This window comes from Tabrizicola flagellatus, from assembly GCF_046295235.1.
In the GTDB taxonomy this organism is placed as follows: Bacteria; Pseudomonadota; Alphaproteobacteria; order Rhodobacterales; family Rhodobacteraceae; genus Tabrizicola; species Tabrizicola flagellata_A.
In genome coordinates, this window is the sequence record NZ_JBKBLV010000008.1 from 66928 (window position 1) to 88585 (window position 21658).

Here is a 21658-nt window from a genome sequence, read left to right on the forward strand (position 1 = left end):
TTCCGCCTAGATTTTCAGTCCCGCCCGGGCCGCGACCATGGATATTGTGGTCTCCAGCTCGTGCCAGGCGGTGCGGGCCATGGACCGGAACACCATGATCTCGAAGGCATGGTCCCCCGTGCGCAGGATCACCGCGTTCATGTGATTCACCTGTGTGCGCAGTGCGGTTCCCACCGGGCAGACCGGCAGCCGCAGATCGACCGGCACCAGCCGCGCCAGCACCTCGACCGAGGCCGCGCCGGCCAGCGACAGGACCGTCCAGCCGTCGGTCTGGTCGGTCACGGCCGCACCCTCGATCGCGGGCGGGGCGACACCGATCAGGAAGGCCTGCTCGCGCCCGGTCCAGACGATCCGCACCCCCTTCTTCTCGACGAAGGTATTCGGCGTGGGCATGGCCAGGCCCAGCGTCTTCAACCCCTTCGCCGCCAGCTTCGCCCCGCCGGGAAACAGCGCGACCGAGGTGATCGGCCCGACCTCGACCTCGGCAAGGGTCACGCCGCCAAGCGTCAGGGAGCGCCCTTCCAGGGCGGATTTCGCGATCAGTTCAGGCACGCAGCTTCTCCCCTTCCGGATCGTGGAACACTGGGGGGCAGACCTCGCAGATCACGTCGAGGCCCCGCAGGTGATCGACCAGCCGCACCTTCTCGCCATGCCGGGCGCGGCCGTCCTTCAGGAAGCCCAGGCCCAGCCAGGCCCCGACCGTGGGCGACCAGCAAACGCTGGTGACATAGCCCTGGTCGGTCTCGCGGTGGATCTCGGTCCCCGGCACGAAGAGATGCGCGCCCGCACTGATCGGGGCGCCGGCCTTCAGGCCGACCAGCTGCTCGCGCTCCGGCCCCCAGAGGCCGGGACGCTGCGCCGCCGCCTTGCCGATGCAGTCCTTCTTGGCGCTGACCATCTTCTCCATGCCGATGTCATGCGCGGTGACGCGACCGTGGATCTCGGCATGGGTGATGAAGCCCTTCTCGATCCGCAGCACGTTCAGCGCCTCCATCCCGTAGGGTCCGCCGCCCATGGTCTCGGCCCGCGCCACCAGATCGCGGAACAGCGCCTCGCCATAGCGGGTGGGCACAGCCAGCTCATAGCCCTCCTCGCCGCTGAACGAGATGCGGAAGAGCCGCCCCTCCACCCCGCCGACGCGGACGGGTGCCACCCCCATGAAGGGCAGATCGACCGGCTCTTCCAGGAAGGACTGCACCAGCGCCCGCGCCTTCGGCCCCGCCACGGCGAACTGCGCCCAGCTTTCGGTGACGCTGATGAAGCGCACCTGCCAGTCCGCGCAGAAGGCCTGATGCACGAAATCCAGATGCCGCATCACCAGCCCCGCCGCAGCGGTGGTCGTGGTCATAAGGTAATGATCTTCGCCAAGCCGGGCCGAGGTGCCGTCATCCAGCACATGCCCGTCCTCGCGCAGCATCAGCCCGTAACGGACCCGGCCCACCGGCAGGGTCGAGAAGGTGTTCGTATAGACGAAGTCGAGGAACCTTCCGGCGTCCTTCCCCTGGATGTCGATCTTGCCCAGCGTCGAGACATCGGCCACCCCCACCGCCTCGCGCACCATCGCGACCTCGCGGTCGCAGGCCTCGCGCCAGGTGGTTTCGCCGGGCTTGGGGAAATAGGACGGCCGATACCATAGCCCGGCCTCCACCATCGGCGCCCCCCGGTCGCGGCTGGCCTGGTCGCTGGTCAGGAAGCGTTGCGGTGCAAAGCCCTGGGCACGCCCCCCTGCCCCCATCGCGGCGATCGACACCGGCGTGTAGGGCGGGCGGAAGGTCGTGGTCCCTGTCTCGGGGATACCGCGCCCCGTCGCATCGGCCAGGACCGCCAGAGCCGCCACGTTGGAATTCTTCCCCTGATCCGGCGCCATGCCTTGCGTCGTGTAGCGCTTCATGTGCTCGACCGACCGGAAGCCCTCCTGCGCGGCCAGCTTCACGTCCTTGGTCGTCACGTCATTGGCAAAGTCGAGCCAGGCCCGCCCCTTGCCCTCGACCGCCCAGAGCGCGCGGACCGCATAGGGCGCGTCCTCGGCCTGCGGAACCTCGATCTGCACCTTGCGGCCCAGCGCGGCGACGATCTTCTGCGCCGCCGCGTGACCGGTGACCAGCGCGCCATGGGTGGACATGCTGCCGTTCGCCGCCCCCACCGCGACCAGGCCGGGCACCGCCCCCTCCATCGGCACGAAGGCCGCCAGATCCTCGTCCCAGCGGGGCCTCCCGTTCATGTGGCAGGTCAGATGCAGCGTCGGGTTCCAGCCGCCCGACATGGCCAGGCAGTCCGTCTCGATCTGCAGGACATCCCCGCCCTTGCGCACCTGGATGCCCGCCAGCCCCAGCCGCCCCCAGCTGCCCACCACCTCGGCACCCAGATGCACCGGGCAGTCCTCCACCGCCGAGGCATCGGGCCGTGGGTCGATGATCGCCGCCACCGTTACTCCCGCCGCCATCAGCTCGCGCGCCACGGCCCGGGCCTGATCGGTGTTGGCGAACAGCGTCACCCGCTTGCCGGGACTGACGCCATAGCGGTTCAGATAGGTGCGCACGGCCGAGGCCAGCATGATCCCCGGCCGGTCGTTGTCGGGGAAGGCGACCGGACGCTCCAGCGCGCCCGCGGCGAGGACCGCATGCTTCGCCACGATCCGCCAGAAACATTCGCGCGGCAGGTTCGGCCGCGCCGGCTTGTGCAGCCCCACCCGCTCCAGCGCGCCATAGGTGCCGTGGTCATAGGCCCCGGTGACCGTGGTCCGCAGCATCAGCCGCACGTTTGGCAAGGCCTCCAGCTCGGCCAGGACCTGCGCCAGCCACTCGCCCGCCGGCATCCCCCCGATCACGCCCCCGTCCGACAGCAGCCGCCCGCCGAAGGCATGGCTTTCCTCGCACAGGATCACATCCGCGCCCGCCCGCCCCGCCGTCAGCGCGGCCATCAGGCCCGACGGCCCCGAGCCGATCACCAGCACGTCGCAGAAGGCAAAGGCCTTCTCGTAGGTTCCCTCGTCATGCTTGCCCGAGAGGCTCCCCAGCCCCGCCGCCCGGCGGATCAAGGGCTCATAAAGGCCCTCCCAGAAGGCGCGCGGCCACATGAAGGTCTTGTAGTAGAACCCCGCCGACAGGAAGGGCGACAGGTAATCGTTCACCGCCAGCAGGTCGAAGCGCAATGACCCCAACCGGTTCTGCGACTGCGCCACCAGCCCCTCGAACACCTCCTGCATCGTGGCGCGCACGTTCGGCGTCTGGTTCGACGGCCCCACGACCTCGACCAGGGCGTTCGGCTCCTCCGACCCTGCCGTCAGCACACCCCGAGGCCGGTGATACTTGAACGACCGCCCCACCAGCCGGACGTCATTGGCCAGCAGGGCCGAGGCCAAGGTATCCCCCTTGTACCCGGCGTAATCCTTCCCGTCGAAGCGGAAGCGGACCGGCTTCGTCCGGTCGATCAGCCCCTTGCCGTCGATCCTCATGCCTTGCGCCCCGCTACCAGTTCCACCCCGGAAATCTCATGCGTCACCGTATTCCGCGTGACCAGCAGCCACTGCGAACACCCCGCCTCGTGATACCAGAGGTCGCGCACAAGCCCCGCCGGATTGTCCCGCAAGTGCAGGTAGTTGTCCCAGGCCGCAGGCTCGGCGTCCTCCGAGGGCCGGTGCAGGTAATCCTCCGCCCCGTAGTAGTAGAACTCCCGCCGGTCCCGCTCGCCGCACAAGGGACATGTCAGCCGCATGATCCGGCCCCCGCTTTCATCTGTCCAAAAATATCCCCGCCGGAGGCATCCGACGGTCGTGCTAGGTGCAGGTGGCCGTCCATTTCACGCGCCCTCAATGCAGATTATGCTGGCTGCCGGTGCCTTCTTCGTCCAGAAGATGCCCCGTCGCAAAGCGGTCCAGCCGGAAGCGCCTGGCCACCTCATGCGGCTCGCCCGTGGCCATCAGATGCGCCATGCACCAGCCGGACGCAGGCACCGCCTTGAACCCCCCGTAGTTCCAGCCGCAGTCGATGAACAGCCCGTCGACATGCGTCTTGTCGATGATGGGCGAGCCATCCGGCGACATGTCCATGATTCCGCCCCAGGACCGCAAGACCTTCGCCCGCCCGATCATCGGCATCAGCGTCATCCCCGCTTCCATCACATGCTCGACCATCGGCAGGTTCCCCCGCGCGGCGTAGCTGGCATAGAAATCGAGGTCCCCGCCGAACACCAGGCCCCCCTTGTCCGACTGGCTGATGTAGAAATGCCCCATGCCGAAGCTGACCACATGGTTGATCACCGGTTTCAGCCCCTCGGTGACGAAGGCCTGCAGGATGTGGCTCTCGATCGGCAGGCGCATACCCGCCATCGCCGCGACCTGGCTCGACCGCCCCGCCACCACGATCCCGACCTTCTTCGCCCGGATCGCGCCGCGCGTGGTCTGCACGCCCTTCACCACCCCGTTCTCGATGTCGAGGCCCGTGACCTCGCAGTTCTGGATCAGGTCCACACCCCGCTTGTCCGCCCCCCGCGCATAGCCCCAGGCCACCGCGTCATGCCGGGCCGACCCGCCGCGCGGGTGCAGAAGCCCGCCATAGATCGGGAACCGCGTGTTGTCGAAATCGAGGTAGGGCAGATGTTCCCGCACCCCCTCGCGGTCCAGCAGGATCGCATCATCGCCCTGATTGATCATCGCATTGCCGCGCCGGACGAAGGCATCGCGCTGGCCGTCGGAATGGAACAGGTTGATGAGACCGCGCTGCGAATGCATCACGTTGTAGTTCAGCTCGGCCTCAAGACCCTCCCACAGCTTCAGCGAATGGCTGTAGAATTCGCTGTTGCCCGGCAGGAAATAGTTGGCCCGCACGATGGTCGTGTTCCGCCCCACGTTCCCGCCGCCGAGATAGCCCTTCTCCAGCACCGCGACACTGGTGATGCCGTGGTTCTTCGCCAGGTAATAGGCCGTCGAAAGCCCATGCCCGCCGCCGCCGATGATGACCACGTCGTATTCGGCCTTGGGTGACGGCTCGCGCCAGGCGGGCGTCCAGCCCTTGTTGCCGAAAAGCCCCTCGGTGATGACCCTCAGCCCGGAATAGCGCATCGCTCTGCCTCCTCGTGCACCGGGTATCAAACCGGAACCTCGGGCATATTCAAGCCCGCGCCAGGATTTCCTTGGTCATCCGCGACATCACATGTCGGAGACGGTCTCGGCCCTGTCGCCTTGGCTCAGTCCGACCCGGCCGCCCCCACGCCATAGGCCGCGATCCCGGCCGCCAGATCGACATGCGCCGGGGCATCCAGGAACAGCTTCACCACCTCGCGCTTGCCCAGGGGATCGTCGGCCAGATGGGCCAGCGCGCGCATCCGTCGCCGCTCCATGTCCAGCGTGAACCCGTCGGGCCCGGCCTGAGAGTCCAGCAGATGCGCCTGTCCCCGGTCGTGCAGGAACCGCTTCATGTCCCGGTAGATCGCGGGATCAAAAAGCCTCAGCCGGTCGGTCCATGGCTTGATCGGCCCCGTGAAATGCACCAGCCGCGGCCGCCGCCCCTGCAGCATCAGATAGCTGCTCTGCGAGATCTGCCAGTTCCAGCCGGGCGACAGGCTGTCCCAGTTGCTTGCCACGACCGCGTTCAGCGCCGACTGGTCGCCAAAGCGGCAAAGCCCCGGATTCCGGACGAAGAAATCCAGCGCGGCCGCGGACAGGGCGCGTTCGGCCCAGACCGGCCCGTTTACCACCAGCACGCCAGCGTTGAAATAGTTGGCGCCGATCCCGGGATGCAGGGCGGCGACATAGGCCCGCTGCTGGTGCAGCCGCCCCCGGTCGGCCCAGTGTGACCGGTTGCGTACCGCCGCCAGCGGACGGCCGGTCTCGGGCAGGTCAAGCAGATCGGCCAGCGAGCCCCAGGCCTGATAGACATCGCCGTCCAGATAGATCACCCGGCGATAGTCGCGCGCCAGGTCCTCGAGCGCGAACAGCCGCAGCATCGTCGCGGCGGGCACATGCGCGGTCGCGTCATAGTGGAAGGCGCGCGGATATTCCGCCAGGTGGTGGACCGTAACGCCCTCGGGATAGACCTTCAGAAGCCCCTCGGGCACCTCGCCCACCAGATAGGCATGGTGGTCCAGCCGGCCCGACCGATCCAGCGCCATCGACCGGGCCAGCACATAGGCGCCCTGCCAGGCCCAGGTCGCATCGGAACAGACCACGACGGCCGCCTCGGCCCTTTCCCGCCTGGATGTGTCCTGCACCGAACGATGGTCCCCGAAGCCCCGACTGGCCCGCACTCTTCACGCTGAGGCCGGGCCGTGCAAGCCCAGCCCGTCGCGTCGCGGTTAAAGGCCCTTGGACCGATAGGTCTGCGCCACGCGCCCGATCGACACGATATACGCCGCGACCCGCAGATCCTCGACATCCTGCCGGCTGTGCCAGACCTCGCGCATCGCCTGGTAGGCCGTGCGCATCGTGTCGTCGAGGCCCGAGCGCACCAGCGCCAGCTCGTCCGAGCCGGTCAGGAAGCGTTCCTTGAAATCCTCGGCCAGGGTCCAGCCCAGGCCCTTGTCGGCGCTCAGACGCTCCAGTTCCTCGACGAGCAGACGGCTCCGCGCCTCTTCCGCGCGGCGCTGCATCCGGCCGAAGCGGATGTGGGACAGGTTCTTCACCCATTCGAAATAGGAAACGGTCACGCCGCCCGCATTGGCATACATGTCGGGGATGATGACGCAGCCCTTGCGGCGCAGGATCTCGTCGGCTCCGAACGTCACCGGGCCGTTCGCCGCCTCGACGATCAGCGGCGCCCGGATCCGCTCGGCATTGCCCAGGTTGATGACACCCTCCATCGCCGCCGGGATCAGGATGTCGCAGGCTTCCTCCAGCACCGGCGCGCCATCCGCGACATGGGTCGCGTTCGGATAGCCGGCGAGGCCCCCGTGGCGGTTCATCCACTGTCGGACGTCCTCGATGTTCAGCCCCTTGGGATCCAGCAGCGCCCCGTCGCGCTCGATCACCGCGATGACCTTGCACCCGTCCTCCTCGGACAGGAACTTGGCCGCGTGATATCCCACGTTGCCAAGGCCCTGCACGATCACGCGCTTGCCATCAAGACCGCCGGTCAGCCCGGCCCTGGCCATGTCCTCCTTGTGGCGGAAGAACTCGCGCAGGGCATATTGCACACCCCGGCCCGTCGCCTCGACCCGGCCCTGGATGCCGCCGGCATGCGGGGGTTTGCCCGTCACGCAGGCCTTGGCGTTGATGTCGGTCGTATTCATCCGCGCATACTGGTCGGCGATCCAGGCCATTTCGCGTTCGCCCGTGCCCATGTCGGGGGCCGGCACGTTCTGCGCCGGATGGATCAGGTCTCGCTTGATCAGTTCATAGGCGAAGCGGCGCGTGATCTGTTCCAGCTCGTGCTCGTCCCATTGGCGCGGATCGATGCACAATCCGCCCTTCGAGCCGCCGAACGGCGTCTCCACCAGCGCGCATTTGTAGGTCATCAGTGCCGCCAGCGCCTCGACCTCGTCCTGATGGACCGACAACGCATAGCGGATGCCGCCCTTGACCGGCTCCATGTGTTCGGAATGGACGCTTCTATAGCCGGTGAAGGTCTCGATCTTGCCGCGCAGGCGGACCCCGAACCGCACCGTGTAGGTCGAGTTGCACACCCTGATCTTCTGCTCCAGACCCGGGCTCAGGTCCATCAGCTTTGCCGCCCGGTTGAACATCAGATCAACGGATTCGCGGAAACTCGGCTCTTTCGTCTGCTGCATTCTGCCCCTCCCTGACAGGCCGCGCCTGGGGCGCCGGCGCGGTCAGACTAGTCCCCGACAGGGGGTGTAGGGAACCCCGGAAGCGGATTTTCGCCACAAGCCGCTCCCGGCGGGTTCCAGCCCAACTGCCTGCGAATCGGGCAACCGGCAAAGTCTTTCCAACATGTAAACGGCACGCCAAATTTCCACGCTCAGTCGCCAACCGTATTCTTTGGGGCGAATTGTTTCGGGATTGTGGCGAACACACCCCAGACTCTCAGGATTTGCCTTACTTCTGCCAGAAGTTATGCCTAACTCGAAGCTTGGGGTTCCGTCGGTATTTGGCGGGCAATTGCTGCTTATGGATCGTGCCATGTTTGACAAAGCTGCCAAGCTAACCGTTTCCTCACGCTTCCGTCGCAAGGTCACGGCGTTCCGGACCGACGAATGCGGATCGATCGCGATCTTCGTCCTGATGATCTTCGTGATGATGCTGCTGGTCGGCGGGATCGCCGTGGACGTGATGCGCGCCGAGATGCGCCGCGTCACCTACCAGCAGACCTTCGATCGCGCGGTGCTCGCTGCGGCGAACATCTCGCTGCCGCCGGACCAGACCCCGATCACCGTGGGCCAGAGCTGGTATACTTCGGCCGGCCTCGAAGACGAGTTCATGGTCGATTTCGGCACCCCGACCTTCACCGGCACCTCGACCGCCAGTTCCCGCGAGGCGAAGGCCGTCGGCCAGGTGAGATCCTACAACCATTTCATGCACATGCTGGACATTCCCTACTTCAACATGCCGGTTGAAGCGGCCGCCCAGCAGGGCGTCTCGAAGATCGAGGTGATGATGGCGCTCGACATCACCGGCTCGATGGCCGAAGCGTCCGGGTCCACCACCAAGATCGCCGCGCTGAAACAGGCGGCGTCGAACTTCCTGACCATCCTGAAGTACAGCAAGGATGCCGGTGGCAACTACACGGTGCCGAAGGATCCCAACAACCTGATCTCGATCGGGATGGTGCCCTATTCGTCCAGCGTGAACATCCCCGCGAACCTGCGGGGCCAGTTCGCCGTCTCGCATCTGTCCTCGTGGGATGGCGTGGCGAACCAGGGTGTGCCCAAGACGAACTGCTTCGAGATCCCGGAAAGCACATACGGCACGATGGCGCTGTCGCGTACCGACGCGATTCCGATGCAGGCCGTGGCGCACACCCAGTCCAGCGCACCGGGCGTGGGGACCATCACTCTGCCCGGCGCGAACAACACCAACGGCGCCAACGGCGGCCTTCTCAACCTGGGCTATACCGCCGCGACGGCACCGCAGATCAACAACGGCAGCTACACCTGCCACCACGGCGACAACCCCAGCACCGGCGCGGATGAATGGGCGTCCAATCTGCTTGCCCTGCCGACGACCAACATCGCGGCGCTGAAGACCCAGATCAACTCGTTCCGCCCGCGCGGCACGACCTCGATCGCCGCGGGCATGCGCTGGGCCACCGCGCTGATCGACGAATCCGCGCGCCCGATCTACGACAACATCGTCACCGACCCCGCCATGGCGGGCCGGCCGGCGGCGAACAACGACAACGACACCCGCAAGATCATCGTGCTGATGACCGACGGGACCCACGTCACCAGCAAATACGTCAAGGACGAATACAAGTCCGGCCCTTCGCCCATCTGGCGCGGCGCCGACGGCCGGATGGCGATCGAATACAACGACAGCGGCGTCGGCCTGAACGGCGGGACCCGGCCCGGGATCAACCCGAACGGAAACCCAAAGAACTCCTGCTCGGGCTGGTCTCTGGCAAACACCGTGGTCAACGGCGTTACCGTCAAGCGCAACTTCTTCGTGCCGCACCTGAAGGCCAACGCCGTTCGCAGGACAACCGACCCCACCCGCGCGGAAGGCAACGGCAACACGGGCAGCGACGTCACCGGCGCCTGCGACCCGCGCGCCTGGATCGCCCCGGTGAACGGCGCCCCAGCCTGGAGCGGCAGCGGTGCCGTCCGGCGCCTCGACTGGAGCGAAGTCTGGCGCTACGCCACCGTGGACTGGGTGATCGAGCAGCTCTTCATGCGTTCGAACGTGGTCGGTGCCACCAACTACAACACGGTCTACAACACCATGGTCGGCAACTGGATGAGCGGCACGGCCAACATGGACGCCCTGCTGGCCCAGAACTGCACCGCGGCCAAGAACGCCGGCGTCGAGATCTTCGGCATCGTGCTGGGCGACGACGTGACCCCAGGCCCGATCCAGAACTGCTCGTCCCCCGGGACCGGCTATTTCTACTGGGTCAAGAATGCCGACGACCTGAACGCCGCCTTCGAACAGATCGCCGTGCTGATCTCGGAACTGAGGCTGACGCAATGACCGCGCTCCGTCGCTTCCTGAAGGACGAGTCGGGGACAGCGACGATCGAGTTCCTGTTCGTGTTCCCGATCGTGTTCCTGGTCTTCACCGCTTCGTTCGAAAGCAGCATGTACATGGCACGCTATGTGATGTTCGAACGTGGCGTAGACGAAGTTGTCCGCCAGATCCGGCTGGGCAACCTGCGCAACGTCACGCATCAGAGCCTCAAGGAGCGGATCTGCGAAAGCGGGATCATGGGCGACTCCAAGGCGGCCTGCATGAACCGGATGCGGATCTGGATGCAGCCGGTCAACACCGGCAACTTCGCGATGAACGCGCCACCGGTCACCTGCGTGGACAAGGCAAGCGATGTGAACACTGACGAGCCGCCGGCGAACGAATTCGCCTACGGCACCGACAACGACATCATGCTGTTGCGCATCTGCCTGAAGGAATGGCCGATGTTCCCGACCTCGGCGGTCAGCGTGAAGATGCCGACCCAGCCCGACGGATCGGTCGCGATGATCGTGACCTCCGTCTTCGTGAACGAACCGGGGGCCTGACGTGATGAGTAGCCTCAAGCACCGTTTCCGCAGCTTCCTTCGCGAGGAAGACGGCCTGGTCCTTGCCGAGGGCCTGTTGATGCTGCCGCTCGTGGTCTGGGCGCTGGTGGCGATGTTCATCTACTGGGACGTGTTCCGGACGATCAACGTGACCCAGAAGGCCGCCTACGGCGTCGCAGACCTCCTGTCGCGGCAGCGTGACACGATCTCGACCAACTTCGCCAACGGCCTGCAGAACGTGATGGACTTCCTCACGCCCGGCGGCCACCCGGTGAAGATGCGCATCACCAGCCTCGAATGCCAGGGCGCGAACGGTGGCGGTTGCACGGCGACGAACGGAACCTATCGGCTTCTGTTCTCGTTCTCGCCGGGCGGCAAGGTTCAACCGTTGACCCAGGCCGATATCCAGCTTTGGAAGGGCGTGAAGATCCCGGTGCTGAACAATCTGGAAAGCGTGTACGTTGTCGAGACCTCGGTCGAGTTCAAGGCCCAGTTGCAGACCGCGATCGCTGGCTTCATGGTCGGCGTCGAGGACGCCACCTACGGCCAGTTCATCGTGACCAAGCCGCGCCACCGCCGGCTCTGCCTTCAGGGCACGACGACCTGCAACTGATCGGGGCCACGAACCTGGGACTGCGACAGCGGCTTTCCCCCGGCGGGAAGCCCGGCTAATCTCGCCGGGATTTCATCGGGGTGACAATGCGAACGCCTGTCCTTAGTCTTGCCGTGCTCGGCGCACTTGCCGCCTGTGCCCCCTTCCCCGAGCTTGACGCCATCGGACCCGACACCGGGCCGCCGCCGCAATTGCTGCCGATCGACAGTCTCGTCAGTCAGGCACAGGTCACCACCGACGATCCCGGCCCGGCGCTTTGGGCCCGCGCCGCCCGGCTGAAGGCCCGCGCCGCCGCGATCAAGACCACGCCGCCCGCGTCGTGACGGCGTTGCACCCCGCCCGGCTTCCGGCTAACAGACACCTGCCCCAAACTGCCGAAGGTTCCCCGATGCCTGCTGCCCCCTTGCGCCTTGGCCTTGCCGGTCTCGGAACCGTCGGCATCGGTGTGGTGAAGATCGTGCGGGCCCATGCCGACCTGACCGCCGCCCGCGCTGGCCGCCCGGTCGTCATCACCGCCGTCTCCGCCCGCGACCGCGCGAAGAACCGCGATGCAGACCTGTCCGGCTATGACTGGGAAACCGATCCGGTCGCACTGGCGAAGCGCCCCGACATCGATGTCTTCGTCGAGGTGATGGGCGGCCATGAAGGCCCGGCGAAAGCCGCGACCGAGGCCGCCATCGCCGCCGGCAAGCACATCGTCACCGCCAACAAGGCGCTCCTGGCCCACCACGGCCAGGCCCTTGCCGAGGCTGCCGAGGCCGCCGGCCTCGCCCTGCGGTTCGAGGCCGCCGTCGCGGGCGGCATCCCCGTCATCAAGGCCCTGACCGAAGGGCTCGCCGGCAACCGCATGAAGCGCGTCATGGGCGTGATGAACGGGTCCTGCAACTATATCCTCACCCGGATGCAGGCCGAGAACCTGCCCTACGAGACCGTGTTCGAGGAGGCCCGCCAGCTTGGCTATCTCGAGGCGGACCCGAACCTCGACGTGGGCGGAATCGACGCGGGCCACAAGCTGTCGCTCCTCGCCGCCATCGCCTTCGGCACCCGCGTCGCCTTCGACGCCGTGGAACTGGAAGGCATCGGCAATGTCTCGATCGACGACATCCGGCTGGCCGAGGACATGGGCTACCGCATCAAGCTTCTGGGCGTGGCGCAGATGACGGGCCGGGGGCTGGAACAGCGCATGACCCCCTGCCTCGTCCCCGCCGACAGCCCGCTTGGCCAGTTGCAGGGCGGCACCAACATGGTCGTCCTCGAAGGCGACAGCGTGGGCCAGATCGTCCTGCGCGGCCCCGGCGCCGGAATGGGGCCCACCGCCTCCGCCGTCATGGCCGATGTCATCGACATCGCCCGTGGCTTCCGCCTGCCCACCTTCGGCCAGCCCGCGAGCACCCTGACCGCCGCCCAGCCCGCCCGCGCCGCGACGCCTGCGCCCTACTACCTGCGCATGACACTGCTCGACAAACCCGGCGCCCTGGCCAAGATCGCCACCTGCCTCGGCGATGCCGGCGTCTCCATCGACCAGATGCGCCAGTATGGCCACCAGGGCGCCAACGCCCCGGTCCTGATCGTCACCCACAAGGCCGCCCCCGACGACGTGGCCCACGCCATGACCCGCTTCGCCGCGACCGGCGTGCTGGTCGGCAAGCCCGTCGCCATCCGGATCGAGGAAGTCTGACCTTCGCCTTGACAGGACGCGCCGCCGGCCCCGATGCTTGCACCTGCGCTTGAGCGGTGGGGAGAGAGATCATGCGCGCCGTCCTTCTCTCGCTTATCCTCGCCGCGCCCGCGCAGGCTCAGATGCTGGACGGCGCAGATGATCCGGCCTTCCGGGCCGCGCTGACAAACCTTCTCGCCAAGGACGACCCCGCCGCCGTAGCCGCGCTGCGCGACCTGGCCGAGGCCGGCAATGCCGCCGCCCTCGTCACCCTGCCTCTCGCGCTGACCTGGGTTCCGCCGCAGGGCAACCTCAAGGAAAAGAACGCCCAACGGCAGGTCGCCGGCATCAAGGCCCAGGATGCCGCTGCCGCGGCACATGCCGCAATCGCCCTGTGGAACGGGGGCCGTGTCGAAGACGCGATGACCCTGCCAGACCGCGCGGCCGGCCTTCTGGCGCTGGGAGAGCCCGCGAAGGCCGCCCTGCTGCTTCATGCCTGGGTCAACCAGACGGGTGGAAAGGGCGACCTTCCCGCCGAGATCTTCTCCGACGAAATCCCCGCAATGATTGGCGCCTTTGCGCTGACCGGGCGCCTGACCTCAGCCGTCTACCACGACGGCAACCCGGCAGAGGAGGCCGCCCGCCTGCTGACGCTCATGCGCGAGAATCGCGCTGGCCGCCTGGGTCGCCTATGTCCAGCTGCTGGAAACCGAACCCCGGATCTTCCACATCATCGGCAGTCCCCATGCCGGTACCGGCCTGTCCGCCGCCGATACCAAGGCGCGCATCGCCAATGCCCGCGCCGTCCGGGCCGTCTGGTTCGCATTCGACGCCCCCCACCCCCGCCGCCACCGCCGCCCTCGCGCGCGAAGCGCTGGCGTCACGGGCCGAGCTTCTTCCCCTGACCCGCCTGTGCCAGGCGCATTGCCCCGACAGCATCGCCACTTGCGAAACTGCGGCGCTCGTCTATCCCGGCCAGCCCTTCGGCAGCGTCGAGGCATGGCAACCCTTCACCGATGTCCTGGACCCGGTGGAATTCGCCGCGTCCGATCGCGGCCTTGCCGCCCTGATCCGCCTGCGTCCCGGGCCGCCCCCTAATGGCGACCGCGCCAAGGCCGAAGCCCTCGACGCCTGCTATGCCGGTGTCCTCGCCCGCCGCGACCGGATTTCCTTCGGCCCCTGACGCCCGTTAGCGTCACCATGCTTGCCGTGCCGAAGGCCCCCCGCTACACGGTGGAAAACCGCGACGGCCCGAGGGACCAGATGTCAGAAAAACTGCAATTCCAGGACAGGCTCCTGTCCCTCGGCCTTGGTCGCGTGTCCGAGGCGGCAGCGTTGGCCTCGGCCCGCTACATCGGCCGCGGCGACGAGAAGGCCGCCGACCAGGCCGCCGTCAACGCCATGCGCGACCAGCTGAACCTGCTCGACATCAAGGGCGTCGTCGTCATCGGCGAGGGAGAGCGCGACGAAGCACCGATGCTCTACATCGGCGAGGAGGTAGGCTCGGGCAACGGCCCGGCAGTGGACATCGCGCTCGACCCCCTGGAAGGCACGACGCTCACCGCCAAGGACATGCCGAACGCCCTGACCGTGATCGCCATGGCCCCGCGCGGCACGCTGCTGCACGCCCCCGACGTCTACATGGACAAGCTCGCCATCGGCCCCGGCCACAAGCCCGGCACGGTGACGCTGGCCATGTCGCCCTCCGAACGGGTCTCGGCGCTCGCGGCCGCCAAAGGCTGCTCGACCGAGGACATCACCGTCTGCATCCTCGACCGCCCCCGGCACGAGGACCTGATCGCCGAGGTCCGCTCCACCGGCGCGGCGATCCGGCTGATCACCGACGGCGACGTGGCCGGCGTCATGCACTGCGCCGAGCCCGACATCACCGGCATCGACATGTACATGGGCTCGGGCGGCGCGCCGGAAGGGGTGCTGGCGGCCGCCGCGCTGAAATGCATGGGTGGGCAGTTCTTCGGCAAGCTTCTGTTCCGCAACGACGACGAGAAGGCCCGTGCCAGGAAGGCCGGCATCACCAACTTCGACCGCGTCTATACCCGCGACGACCTGGTGAAATCCGACGTGATCTTCGCGGCAACCGGGGTCACGAACGGCTCGCTCCTCGCCGGCATCAAGCGCGATCCGGGCTGGGTGACGCTGGAGACGATCCTGATGCGCTCCAAGACCGGATCGGTCCGGCGGATGACCTACAAGACCCCGGTCCGGTGACCGGCGGCACGGGTCACTCCGCCTGAAGGTCCGCCTCGGCCTTTGCCCTGGCGGCCAGGAAGGCGACGAAGGTCTTGACCCGCGCCGCGATCAGCCGGTTGTCGGGATAGACGGCATGCAGCGGCACCGGCCTGCCCTGCCAGTCCGGCAGCACCGGCATCAGCCGCCCCTCGCGCAGGTCATGGCCGATGATGAAGGCCGGCAGCTGCACCACGCCCGCCCCCTCCAGCGCCGCGGTGCGCAGCGCCCAGCCGTCCGACAGCTCCAGCCGGGGCGTGACCGGCACGTCCACCCGCTCCGCCTGCCGCAGGAAGGTCCAGCTGCGCCCTTGCCTGAGACCGGAAAAGTGCAGCAGGTCATGGTCCGCAAGATCCATCGGCGCCTGCGGGATCCCGCGCCGCGCCAGGTAATCGGCGCGCGCGCAGGCGATCAGCCGCGACTGGCCGATCGGGCGGGTGATCAGGTTCTCTTCCACGACCAGCGTGCCCCGGATCGCCAGGTCGAACCGGCTTTCGATCAGGTTGCGCGGCGCGTTCGACAGTTCCATCTCGATCGAGATGCCCGGATGACCGGCCAGGAACTCGGCCACCCAGGGCACCAGGAAGCGCATCGCCAGATCGGGCGGCGCGGTCACGCGCAGGCGTCCCTCGGGCACGGTCTGCTCGGCCCGCGCGGCGCGCTCGGCCTCGACCACACGGCCCGGCAGGTCGGCCAGCCGCGCGCGATAGGCCAGACCGGCGGGCGTCAGCCGCAGGCTGCGCGTCGAGCGGTGCAGAAGCCGCACCCCCAGCCGCGCCTCCAGATCCGCGACCTGGGCGCTGACCGTCGCCCGGGTCAGGCCCAGCGCCGCTGCCGCATCGGTAAAGCTTTCATGCTCGGCTACCGCCAGGAAGGCCGCCAGACCGTGCAGGGGATCCACCGTCTTCATTCGTGCGATCATCCAGACAATGCTGCAAGGTCCGGGCGATTTATCCCTGCCCCCGATTGGCCCTATACCGCACCCGCCAAAGCAATTTCGCAACGGTTTTTTCATCAGGAGACAGAAGATGACCGCTTTCGACCAGGCTGCCTTTTCCCTTCCCGGCGCGGGGGCCGAGGCCCTCGCCTTCGGGCGCCACATCATCCGCATTTCCGCGGACCAGACCGGCGGGAACCTCGGGTATTTCGAATCCGAGGTTCCCGCGGGCGAAGGAACGCCCCTGCATGTCCATGAAAAGGAAGACGAATTCTTCCGTGTTCTCGAAGGCCGTTTCGCCTTCTGGTGCAACGGCGCCCGGGTCGAGCTGACCGAGGGCGGGGTGATCTGCGTGCCCCGCGGCGCCGAGCATCGCTTTCAGAACATCGGGGCCTCGCTGGGGCGGCTCATGGTGATCGTGACCCCCGGCGGTTTCGAGGGTTTCTTCCCCGCCGCCGCGCGCGAGCCCGACGCCGACATGGACCGCATCTGTCGGATTGGCGAACAGTTCAACCTGCGCTTCATCCTCGACGCGGCCGTGGCCGCCTGATCCCCCCTTGCTCCCCCGGCGCCCGGCCTTCCTCGGGCGTCCCTTTGCACGGAGACCCGAATGACCCGCCTTTCCCCCCTGATCTTCGCCCTGTTGACCACCCTCGCCCAGGCGCAGGACATCGACCATGGCCGCTATCTCGTGACCATCATGGGCTGCACCGACTGCCACACGCCGGGCCATTTCCTCGGCCAGCCCGACATGGCCCGCTTCCTCGGCGGGTCCGACGTGGGGTTCGAGATCCCCGGCCTCGGCACCTTTCACGGGCCGAACCTGACCCCCGACCCGACCGGCCTCGGCGAGTGGAGCGAGGCCGAGATCGCCACCGCCATCCGCACCGGGGTCCGCCCCGATGGCCGGCAGCTGGCCCCCGCGATGCCCTGGATGAACTATGCAGCGCTGACCGACCGGGACGCCGCCGACATCGCCGCCTTCCTGAAGACCCTGCCGCCCGTTGCGAACGATGTTCCCGGCCCCTTCGCCCCGGGCGAGGCGACGGACAACTTCGTGTTGCGCGTGGTCCCGCCCGCGCCCTGACCGGCGCGGGGTCTCGGGACCGGCGCGGCGATCCTGGTTGCCGGGCGGTAAACGTCCACGGCCAACCACCTGATTTCAAGGGACGCGCCCTGGCTGTCCCGCGTGGACAGCCAAAGCGCCCTTGCGCCGCGCCGCCCTTTCCGGCACCCCTTGCCGCATGACCGCCTTCCTGAACGTCACCGCCTCGCTGACCGGGCGCCGCTGGACCGGCCCCGACCCGGCCGCCGACCGGCTGGCCGAGGCGATGGCCCAGACGACCCGCCTGCCCCTTCCCCTCTGCCGCATCCTCGCCGCCCGGGGCGTCGCGCCCGAGGACGCGCCCGCTTACCTGGCCCCTCTGCTCCGCGACCTCATGCCCGACCCCCTGACACTGAAGGACATGGGCACCGCCGCCGACCGCCTCGTGCGCGCGGTGAGCCGGGGCGACCGGATCGCCGTCTTCGCCGACTACGACGTGGACGGCGGCTCTTCCGCGGCCCTCCTCCTCACCTGGCTCCGCGCCTTCGGGATCGAGGCCACGCTCTACATCCCCGACCGCATCGACGAGGGTTACGGCCCCAACGTCCCCGCCATGACCAGCCTCGCCGCCGCGCACGACCTGATCCTCTGCGTCGATTGCGGCACGCTCAGCCACGAGCCTGTCGCCGCCGCCAAAGGGGCCGACGTGGTGATCCTCGACCACCACCTCGCGCTGGAGACGCTGCCCCCGGCGCTGGCCGTGGTGAACCCCAACCGCCAGGACGAGGACGGCACGCTCGCCCATCTCTGCGCCGCCGGGGTGGTCTTCCTCCTCCTCGTCGAGGCCAATCGCCGCCTGCGTGCCGCGGGCCGGCAGGGCCCCGACCTGATGGCGATGCTCGACCTCGTGGCGCTGGCGACCGTCGCGGACGTGGCGCCCCTGGTCGGCCTCAACCGCGCCTTCGTGCGCCAGGGGCTCAAGGTCATGGCCCGCCGCGACCGCCCCGGCCTGCGCGCGCTGGCCGATGTCGCCCGCATGGACCAGGCTCCCACGCCCTACGCGCTCGGCTTCCTCCTAGGCCCGCGCGTCAACGCCGGCGGGCGGATCGGCCAGGCCGACCTCGGCGCGCGGCTCCTGGCCACCGCCGACGAGATGGAGGCCGCCCGCTTGGCCGCCCTGCTCGACCAGCTGAACACCGACCGCCGCGAGATCACCGAGGCCGTCCGCGCCGAGGCGCTCGCCCAGGCCGAATCGCGCGGGCTCGACGCGCCGCTCGTCTGGGCGGCGGCGGACGGCTGGCACCCCGGCGTCGTCGGCATCGTCGCCGCCCGGCTGAAAGAGGCCGCGAACCGCCCCGCGGTCGTGATCGGCTTCGAGGGCGAAGAGGGCAAGGGCTCGGCCAGGTCCGTCCCCGGCATCGACCTCGGCGCGGCGATCCAGCGGCTCGCGGCCGAAGGCATGATCGTCAAGGGCGGCGGGCACAAGATGGCCGCGGGCCTCTCGCTGACGCGCGCGCAGCTCGAACCTGCCATGGCGCGTCTGTCCGAGCTTCTCGCCCGCCAGGGGGCCGGCGCCGGGGGCCCGCGGGACCTGCGGATCGACAGCCTGTTGATGACCGGCGCCGCCACCGTGGCCCTGGTGGAAGAGATCGAGAACGCCGGCCCCTTCGGCGCCGCCGCCCCCGCTCCGCGCTTTGCCTTCGCCTCGGCCCAGGTCAGCGCCCGCCGGATCGGCGACAGTCACCTGAAGCTCAGCGTCAGCGACGGCTCGGGCCCCGCGCTCGACGCCATCGCCTTCGGTGCCTTCGACGGCCCGCTTGGCCCGGCGCTGGAAAACCCCGGCCACCGCCGCTTTCACCTGGCCGGAAAGCTGGAGCTGAACCACTGGAACGGCCGCACCCGGGTGCAGCTGCGCCTTGACGATGCCGCGCCGGCCTGAGACGGAAACCCCGCAAGATTCCGCTTGCAGAAGCCCCGCGCCCGATTTAGACACCGCCCACCGACAGCGCGGCCCGTTCGTCTATCGGTTAGGACACCAGGTTTTCAACCTGGGAAGAGGGGTTCGACTCCCCTACGGGCTGCCACTTCACCAACATGTCAGACCCTGCGAAATGGCAATCACGCCAGCGTGCTTGATTGTTTCGGCTCGTTGAATAGACTGGCAAAAATTCCCAGGAAAGGTGAATGACGTGAAGCTGTTGCCCTTGACTGCCATTGCGTTGATTGCATTCTCGCTCCCCTTCTCTGCCGAGGCTGCCAGGTGCAGCGATACCGGCGGCCAGTACGAGGCATGGAAGGCCGAAATGGCGGCCGAGGCCAAGGCGGAGGGGGTCGGCAAGCGCGGCATCGACGCCCTGATGGCGACCTCCTATTCCAAGGCCACGATCGGGGCGGACCGCAACCAGAAAAGCTTCAAGTACAGCCTCGACAAGTTCCTGAGCGTCCGCGGCGCCGACACGATCGTCAAGCAGGGCCGCAGCCGCAAGGCCAAGAACGCCGGCTTCTACCAGAGCCTCGAAGCTGCCTACGGCGTGCCCGCCGGGGTGCTGATCGCGATCCACGGGATGGAGACCGGCTTCGGCGGCTTCATGGGCGACACCAATGTCGTCTCGGCCATCGCCACGCTGACCTACGATTGCCGCCGCTCCGATTTCTTCCGCCCGCACCTGATCGGGGCGCTTAAGATGGTGGACAAGGGCATGATCTCGGCCAAGACCATCGGGGCCAAGCACGGCGAGCTGGGCCATACCCAGTTCCTGCCGGGCAATGCCTACAAGTATGGCGTGGACGGCAACGGCGACGGACGGGTGGACCTGTACAACCAGGCCGACGCACTGGCCACCACCGCCAACTACCTGCGCCAGAAGGGCTGGAAACCCGGCCAGGGCTATCAGGAAGGCGAGCCGAACTTTGCCGTGATCAAGGAATGGAACGCCGCCAAGGTCTATCAGCAGGCCATTGCCATCATGGGCGCGCAGATCGACGGCTGACCCCTTGCACTCCCCCGCGCCGGCGGCTATCTGGCGCGCCAGTGGCCCGTTCGTCTATCGGTTAGGACACCAGGTTTTCAACCTGGGAAGAGGGGTTCGACTCCCCTACGGGCTGCCACTTCCGTTACAACCCGCCTACGGCGATGTGACTGGATTTTCCGGCCGGCCCGGCTTTTATGCGTGCGACACCGCAACCCGAGGCCCCCGATGCTGCGCATCCTGACCACCCTTCTTCTGCTCTCGTCCGCCGCCCTGGCCGACACCGCCGATGGCGAGGCGCTGAAGGCCATGTCCTGGGACGAGATCGAGGCCCAGGCCCGCGGCGGCACCGTCAACTGGTTCATGTGGGGCGGGTCGGACCAGATCAACTCCTATGTCTCGGGCCATGTCGCGGACCGGCTGAAGGCCGAACACGACATCACCCTGAACCGCGTGCCGATCACCGACGCGGCCGAGATCGTCAACCTCATCCTCTCCGAGAAGGAGGCCGGCATCACCAATGCGGGCAGCGTCGATCTCATCTGGATCAACGGCGAGAACTTCCGCTCGATGAAGCAGGGGGGCCTCGCCTTCTGCGGCTATACCGAGCTTCTGCCCAACAATGCGCTGGTCGATTGGGACAATCCCGCCATCGCCAATGATTTCGGCGTGCCGGTGGACGGCTGCGAGGTGCCCTGGAACACCGTCCAGTTCGCCTTTGCCCATGACAGCGCCGTGGTGCTCGAACCCCCCGCCGACATGGCCGCGCTTCTCGACTGGATCCGCGCCCATCCCGGCCGCTTCACCTACCCCGCGCCGCCCGACTTCACCGGCTCGGCCTTCCTGCGCCATGTCTTCATCCACGCTGCCGGCGGCCCCGACCGCCTGATCGGCCCGTTCGATCCCGCCACCTTCGACGAGGTCTCGGCCCGGACCTGGGAGATCCTGAACGAAATCGAGCCCTTCCTCTGGCGCGAGGGGCAGACCTATCCGACGACGGTCACCCAGCTGAACGAGCTTTTCGCCAATGGCGAGGTGGATTTCAGCTTCAACTACGATCCCGCGCAGTTCGGCCTGGCGGTGCAGGCGGGCACCTGGCCTCAGACGACGCGCTCCTTCGGGCTGGCCTCGGGGACGATCGGCAACACCAACTACACGCTGATCCCGTTCAACTCGCCGAACAAGGCGGCGGCGATGGTGGTGCAGAACCTGCTTCTGTCCGGCGAGGCGCAGCTGGAAAAGGCCAAGACCGAGGTCTGGGGCGCCGCGCCCGCGATCGTTGTCGCGCGCACCTCGCCCGAGGTGCAGGCCGGTTTCGCCGCGATCAAGGGACATCCTTCGGTCGTGCCGGCCGCCGACCTCGCCAAGGCCGCGCTGCCGGAATTGCAGGCCGACTGGCTCGAGGCGCTGGAGAAGGGCTGGGCGAAGAATGTCGGCAACTGACGGCCGCTCCTCCTGCGCCTCTGGCGCGTCGTCGCCCGCGCGAGGACAAGCCGCAGGCGCAGGACGAGCCGCCCGCTTGCCCGCAGCCCCGCCCTGACGCAAGCTGCCGCGACCCTTCGAAAGG

At 67.8% G+C, this 21658-nt stretch carries 20 protein-coding genes and 2 tRNA genes; 15 read left to right on the plus strand and 7 right to left on the minus strand.

Features of this window, described 5'->3' with window-relative positions; translation table 11 throughout:
• Window positions 1-6: 6 nt before the first annotated feature.
• From ACK4IU_RS04960 to ACK4IU_RS04985, 6 genes are all read right to left on the minus strand, one after another.
• Window positions 7-552 carry a sarcosine oxidase subunit gamma gene (locus tag ACK4IU_RS04960; RefSeq protein WP_409732250.1) on the minus strand — a complete coding sequence of 182 codons (546 nt, stop codon included), beginning with the start codon at window positions 550-552 and terminating at the stop codon, window positions 7-9.
• The gene (locus tag ACK4IU_RS04965) at window positions 545-3454 is read right to left on the minus strand and encodes a sarcosine oxidase subunit alpha family protein (protein ID WP_409732252.1); all 2910 of its coding nucleotides are present in this window, start codon (window positions 3452-3454) and stop codon (window positions 545-547) included. Before ACK4IU_RS04965 ends, ACK4IU_RS04960 begins: the two co-directional genes overlap by 8 nt.
• Complete coding sequence (locus tag ACK4IU_RS04970) at window positions 3451-3714, minus strand: sarcosine oxidase subunit delta (protein WP_409732254.1); 264 nt, start codon at window positions 3712-3714, stop codon at window positions 3451-3453. The genes ACK4IU_RS04965 and ACK4IU_RS04970 overlap by 4 nt, the downstream gene beginning before the upstream one ends.
• A 94-nt stretch (window positions 3715-3808) precedes the next feature.
• The gene (locus ACK4IU_RS04975; protein WP_409732256.1) at window positions 3809-5059 is read right to left on the minus strand and encodes a sarcosine oxidase subunit beta family protein; all 1251 of its coding nucleotides are present in this window, start codon (window positions 5057-5059) and stop codon (window positions 3809-3811) included.
• Between the two features lie 125 nt (window positions 5060-5184).
• Window positions 5185-6207: a glycosyltransferase gene (locus tag ACK4IU_RS04980; protein ID WP_409732258.1), complete on the minus strand. Its 1023-nt coding sequence runs from the start codon at window positions 6205-6207 to the stop codon at window positions 5185-5187.
• Between the two features lie 84 nt (window positions 6208-6291).
• The gene (locus ACK4IU_RS04985) at window positions 6292-7722 is read right to left on the minus strand and encodes a Glu/Leu/Phe/Val family dehydrogenase (protein WP_409732260.1); all 1431 of its coding nucleotides are present in this window, start codon (window positions 7720-7722) and stop codon (window positions 6292-6294) included.
• A 352-nt stretch (window positions 7723-8074) separates the two neighbouring features.
• Between ACK4IU_RS04985 and ACK4IU_RS04990 the strand changes: the two genes are divergently transcribed.
• The 8 genes from ACK4IU_RS04990 to glpX all read left to right on the plus strand — a co-directional run bounded on the left by ACK4IU_RS04990 (window position 8075) and on the right by glpX (window position 15122).
• Window positions 8075-10081 (plus strand): pilus assembly protein TadG-related protein, encoded by a 2007-nt coding sequence (locus ACK4IU_RS04990; protein WP_409732262.1) that lies wholly within the window; start codon window positions 8075-8077, stop codon window positions 10079-10081.
• A complete protein-coding gene (locus tag ACK4IU_RS04995; protein ID WP_409732264.1) occupies window positions 10078-10623 on the plus strand; it encodes a TadE/TadG family type IV pilus assembly protein in 546 nt (181 codons plus the stop codon). Before ACK4IU_RS04990 ends, ACK4IU_RS04995 begins: the two co-directional genes overlap by 4 nt.
• 4 nt (window positions 10624-10627) lie before the next feature.
• A complete protein-coding gene (locus ACK4IU_RS05000) occupies window positions 10628-11236 on the plus strand; it encodes a TadE/TadG family type IV pilus assembly protein (RefSeq protein WP_409732266.1) in 609 nt (202 codons plus the stop codon).
• Between the two features lie 86 nt (window positions 11237-11322).
• The gene (locus ACK4IU_RS05005) at window positions 11323-11559 is read left to right on the plus strand and encodes a hypothetical protein (protein WP_409732267.1); all 237 of its coding nucleotides are present in this window, start codon (window positions 11323-11325) and stop codon (window positions 11557-11559) included.
• 65 nt (window positions 11560-11624) lie between these two features.
• Window positions 11625-12914, plus strand: coding sequence for a homoserine dehydrogenase (locus ACK4IU_RS05010; protein WP_409732269.1), 1290 nt, complete (start codon window positions 11625-11627; stop codon window positions 12912-12914).
• Between the two features lie 71 nt (window positions 12915-12985).
• A complete protein-coding gene (locus ACK4IU_RS05015) occupies window positions 12986-13798 on the plus strand; it encodes a hypothetical protein (RefSeq protein ID WP_409732271.1) in 813 nt (270 codons plus the stop codon).
• 125 nt (window positions 13799-13923) lie between these two features.
• Window positions 13924-14076, plus strand: a complete 153-nt coding sequence (locus ACK4IU_RS05020) for a hypothetical protein (protein WP_409732273.1) — start codon at window positions 13924-13926, stop codon at window positions 14074-14076.
• Between the two features lie 80 nt (window positions 14077-14156).
• A complete protein-coding gene (gene glpX / locus ACK4IU_RS05025; RefSeq protein WP_409732357.1) occupies window positions 14157-15122 on the plus strand; it encodes a class II fructose-bisphosphatase in 966 nt (321 codons plus the stop codon).
• 13 nt (window positions 15123-15135) lie between these two features.
• Here the strand turns inward: glpX and ACK4IU_RS05030 are convergent, their stop codons facing one another.
• Window positions 15136-16062, minus strand: coding sequence for a LysR substrate-binding domain-containing protein (locus tag ACK4IU_RS05030; protein ID WP_409732275.1), 927 nt, complete (start codon window positions 16060-16062; stop codon window positions 15136-15138).
• A gap of 106 nt (window positions 16063-16168) precedes the next feature.
• Between ACK4IU_RS05030 and ACK4IU_RS05035 the strand changes: the two genes are divergently transcribed.
• The 7 genes from ACK4IU_RS05035 to ACK4IU_RS05065 all read left to right on the plus strand — a co-directional run bounded on the left by ACK4IU_RS05035 (window position 16169) and on the right by ACK4IU_RS05065 (window position 21534).
• Window positions 16169-16627 (plus strand): cupin domain-containing protein, encoded by a 459-nt coding sequence (locus ACK4IU_RS05035; protein ID WP_409732277.1) that lies wholly within the window; start codon window positions 16169-16171, stop codon window positions 16625-16627.
• A gap of 60 nt (window positions 16628-16687) precedes the next feature.
• Entirely contained in the window at window positions 16688-17164 is a 477-nt protein-coding gene (locus ACK4IU_RS05040; RefSeq protein ID WP_409732279.1) for a c-type cytochrome, read from the plus strand.
• A gap of 157 nt (window positions 17165-17321) precedes the next feature.
• Window positions 17322-19061: a single-stranded-DNA-specific exonuclease RecJ gene (gene recJ / locus ACK4IU_RS05045; protein WP_409732281.1), complete on the plus strand. Its 1740-nt coding sequence runs from the start codon at window positions 17322-17324 to the stop codon at window positions 19059-19061.
• A 70-nt stretch (window positions 19062-19131) separates the two neighbouring features.
• Window positions 19132-19206 (plus strand) — tRNA-Glu (locus ACK4IU_RS05050).
• Between the two features lie 105 nt (window positions 19207-19311).
• On the plus strand, window positions 19312-20112 hold the full coding sequence (locus ACK4IU_RS05055; RefSeq protein WP_409732359.1) for a lytic transglycosylase domain-containing protein: 801 nt from the start codon (window positions 19312-19314) through the stop codon (window positions 20110-20112).
• 43 nt (window positions 20113-20155) lie between these two features.
• Window positions 20156-20230 (plus strand) — tRNA-Glu (locus ACK4IU_RS05060).
• An 89-nt stretch (window positions 20231-20319) separates the two neighbouring features.
• On the plus strand, window positions 20320-21534 hold the full coding sequence (locus ACK4IU_RS05065) for an ABC transporter substrate-binding protein (protein ID WP_409732283.1): 1215 nt from the start codon (window positions 20320-20322) through the stop codon (window positions 21532-21534).
• The last annotated feature ends 124 nt before the right edge of the window (window positions 21535-21658 follow it).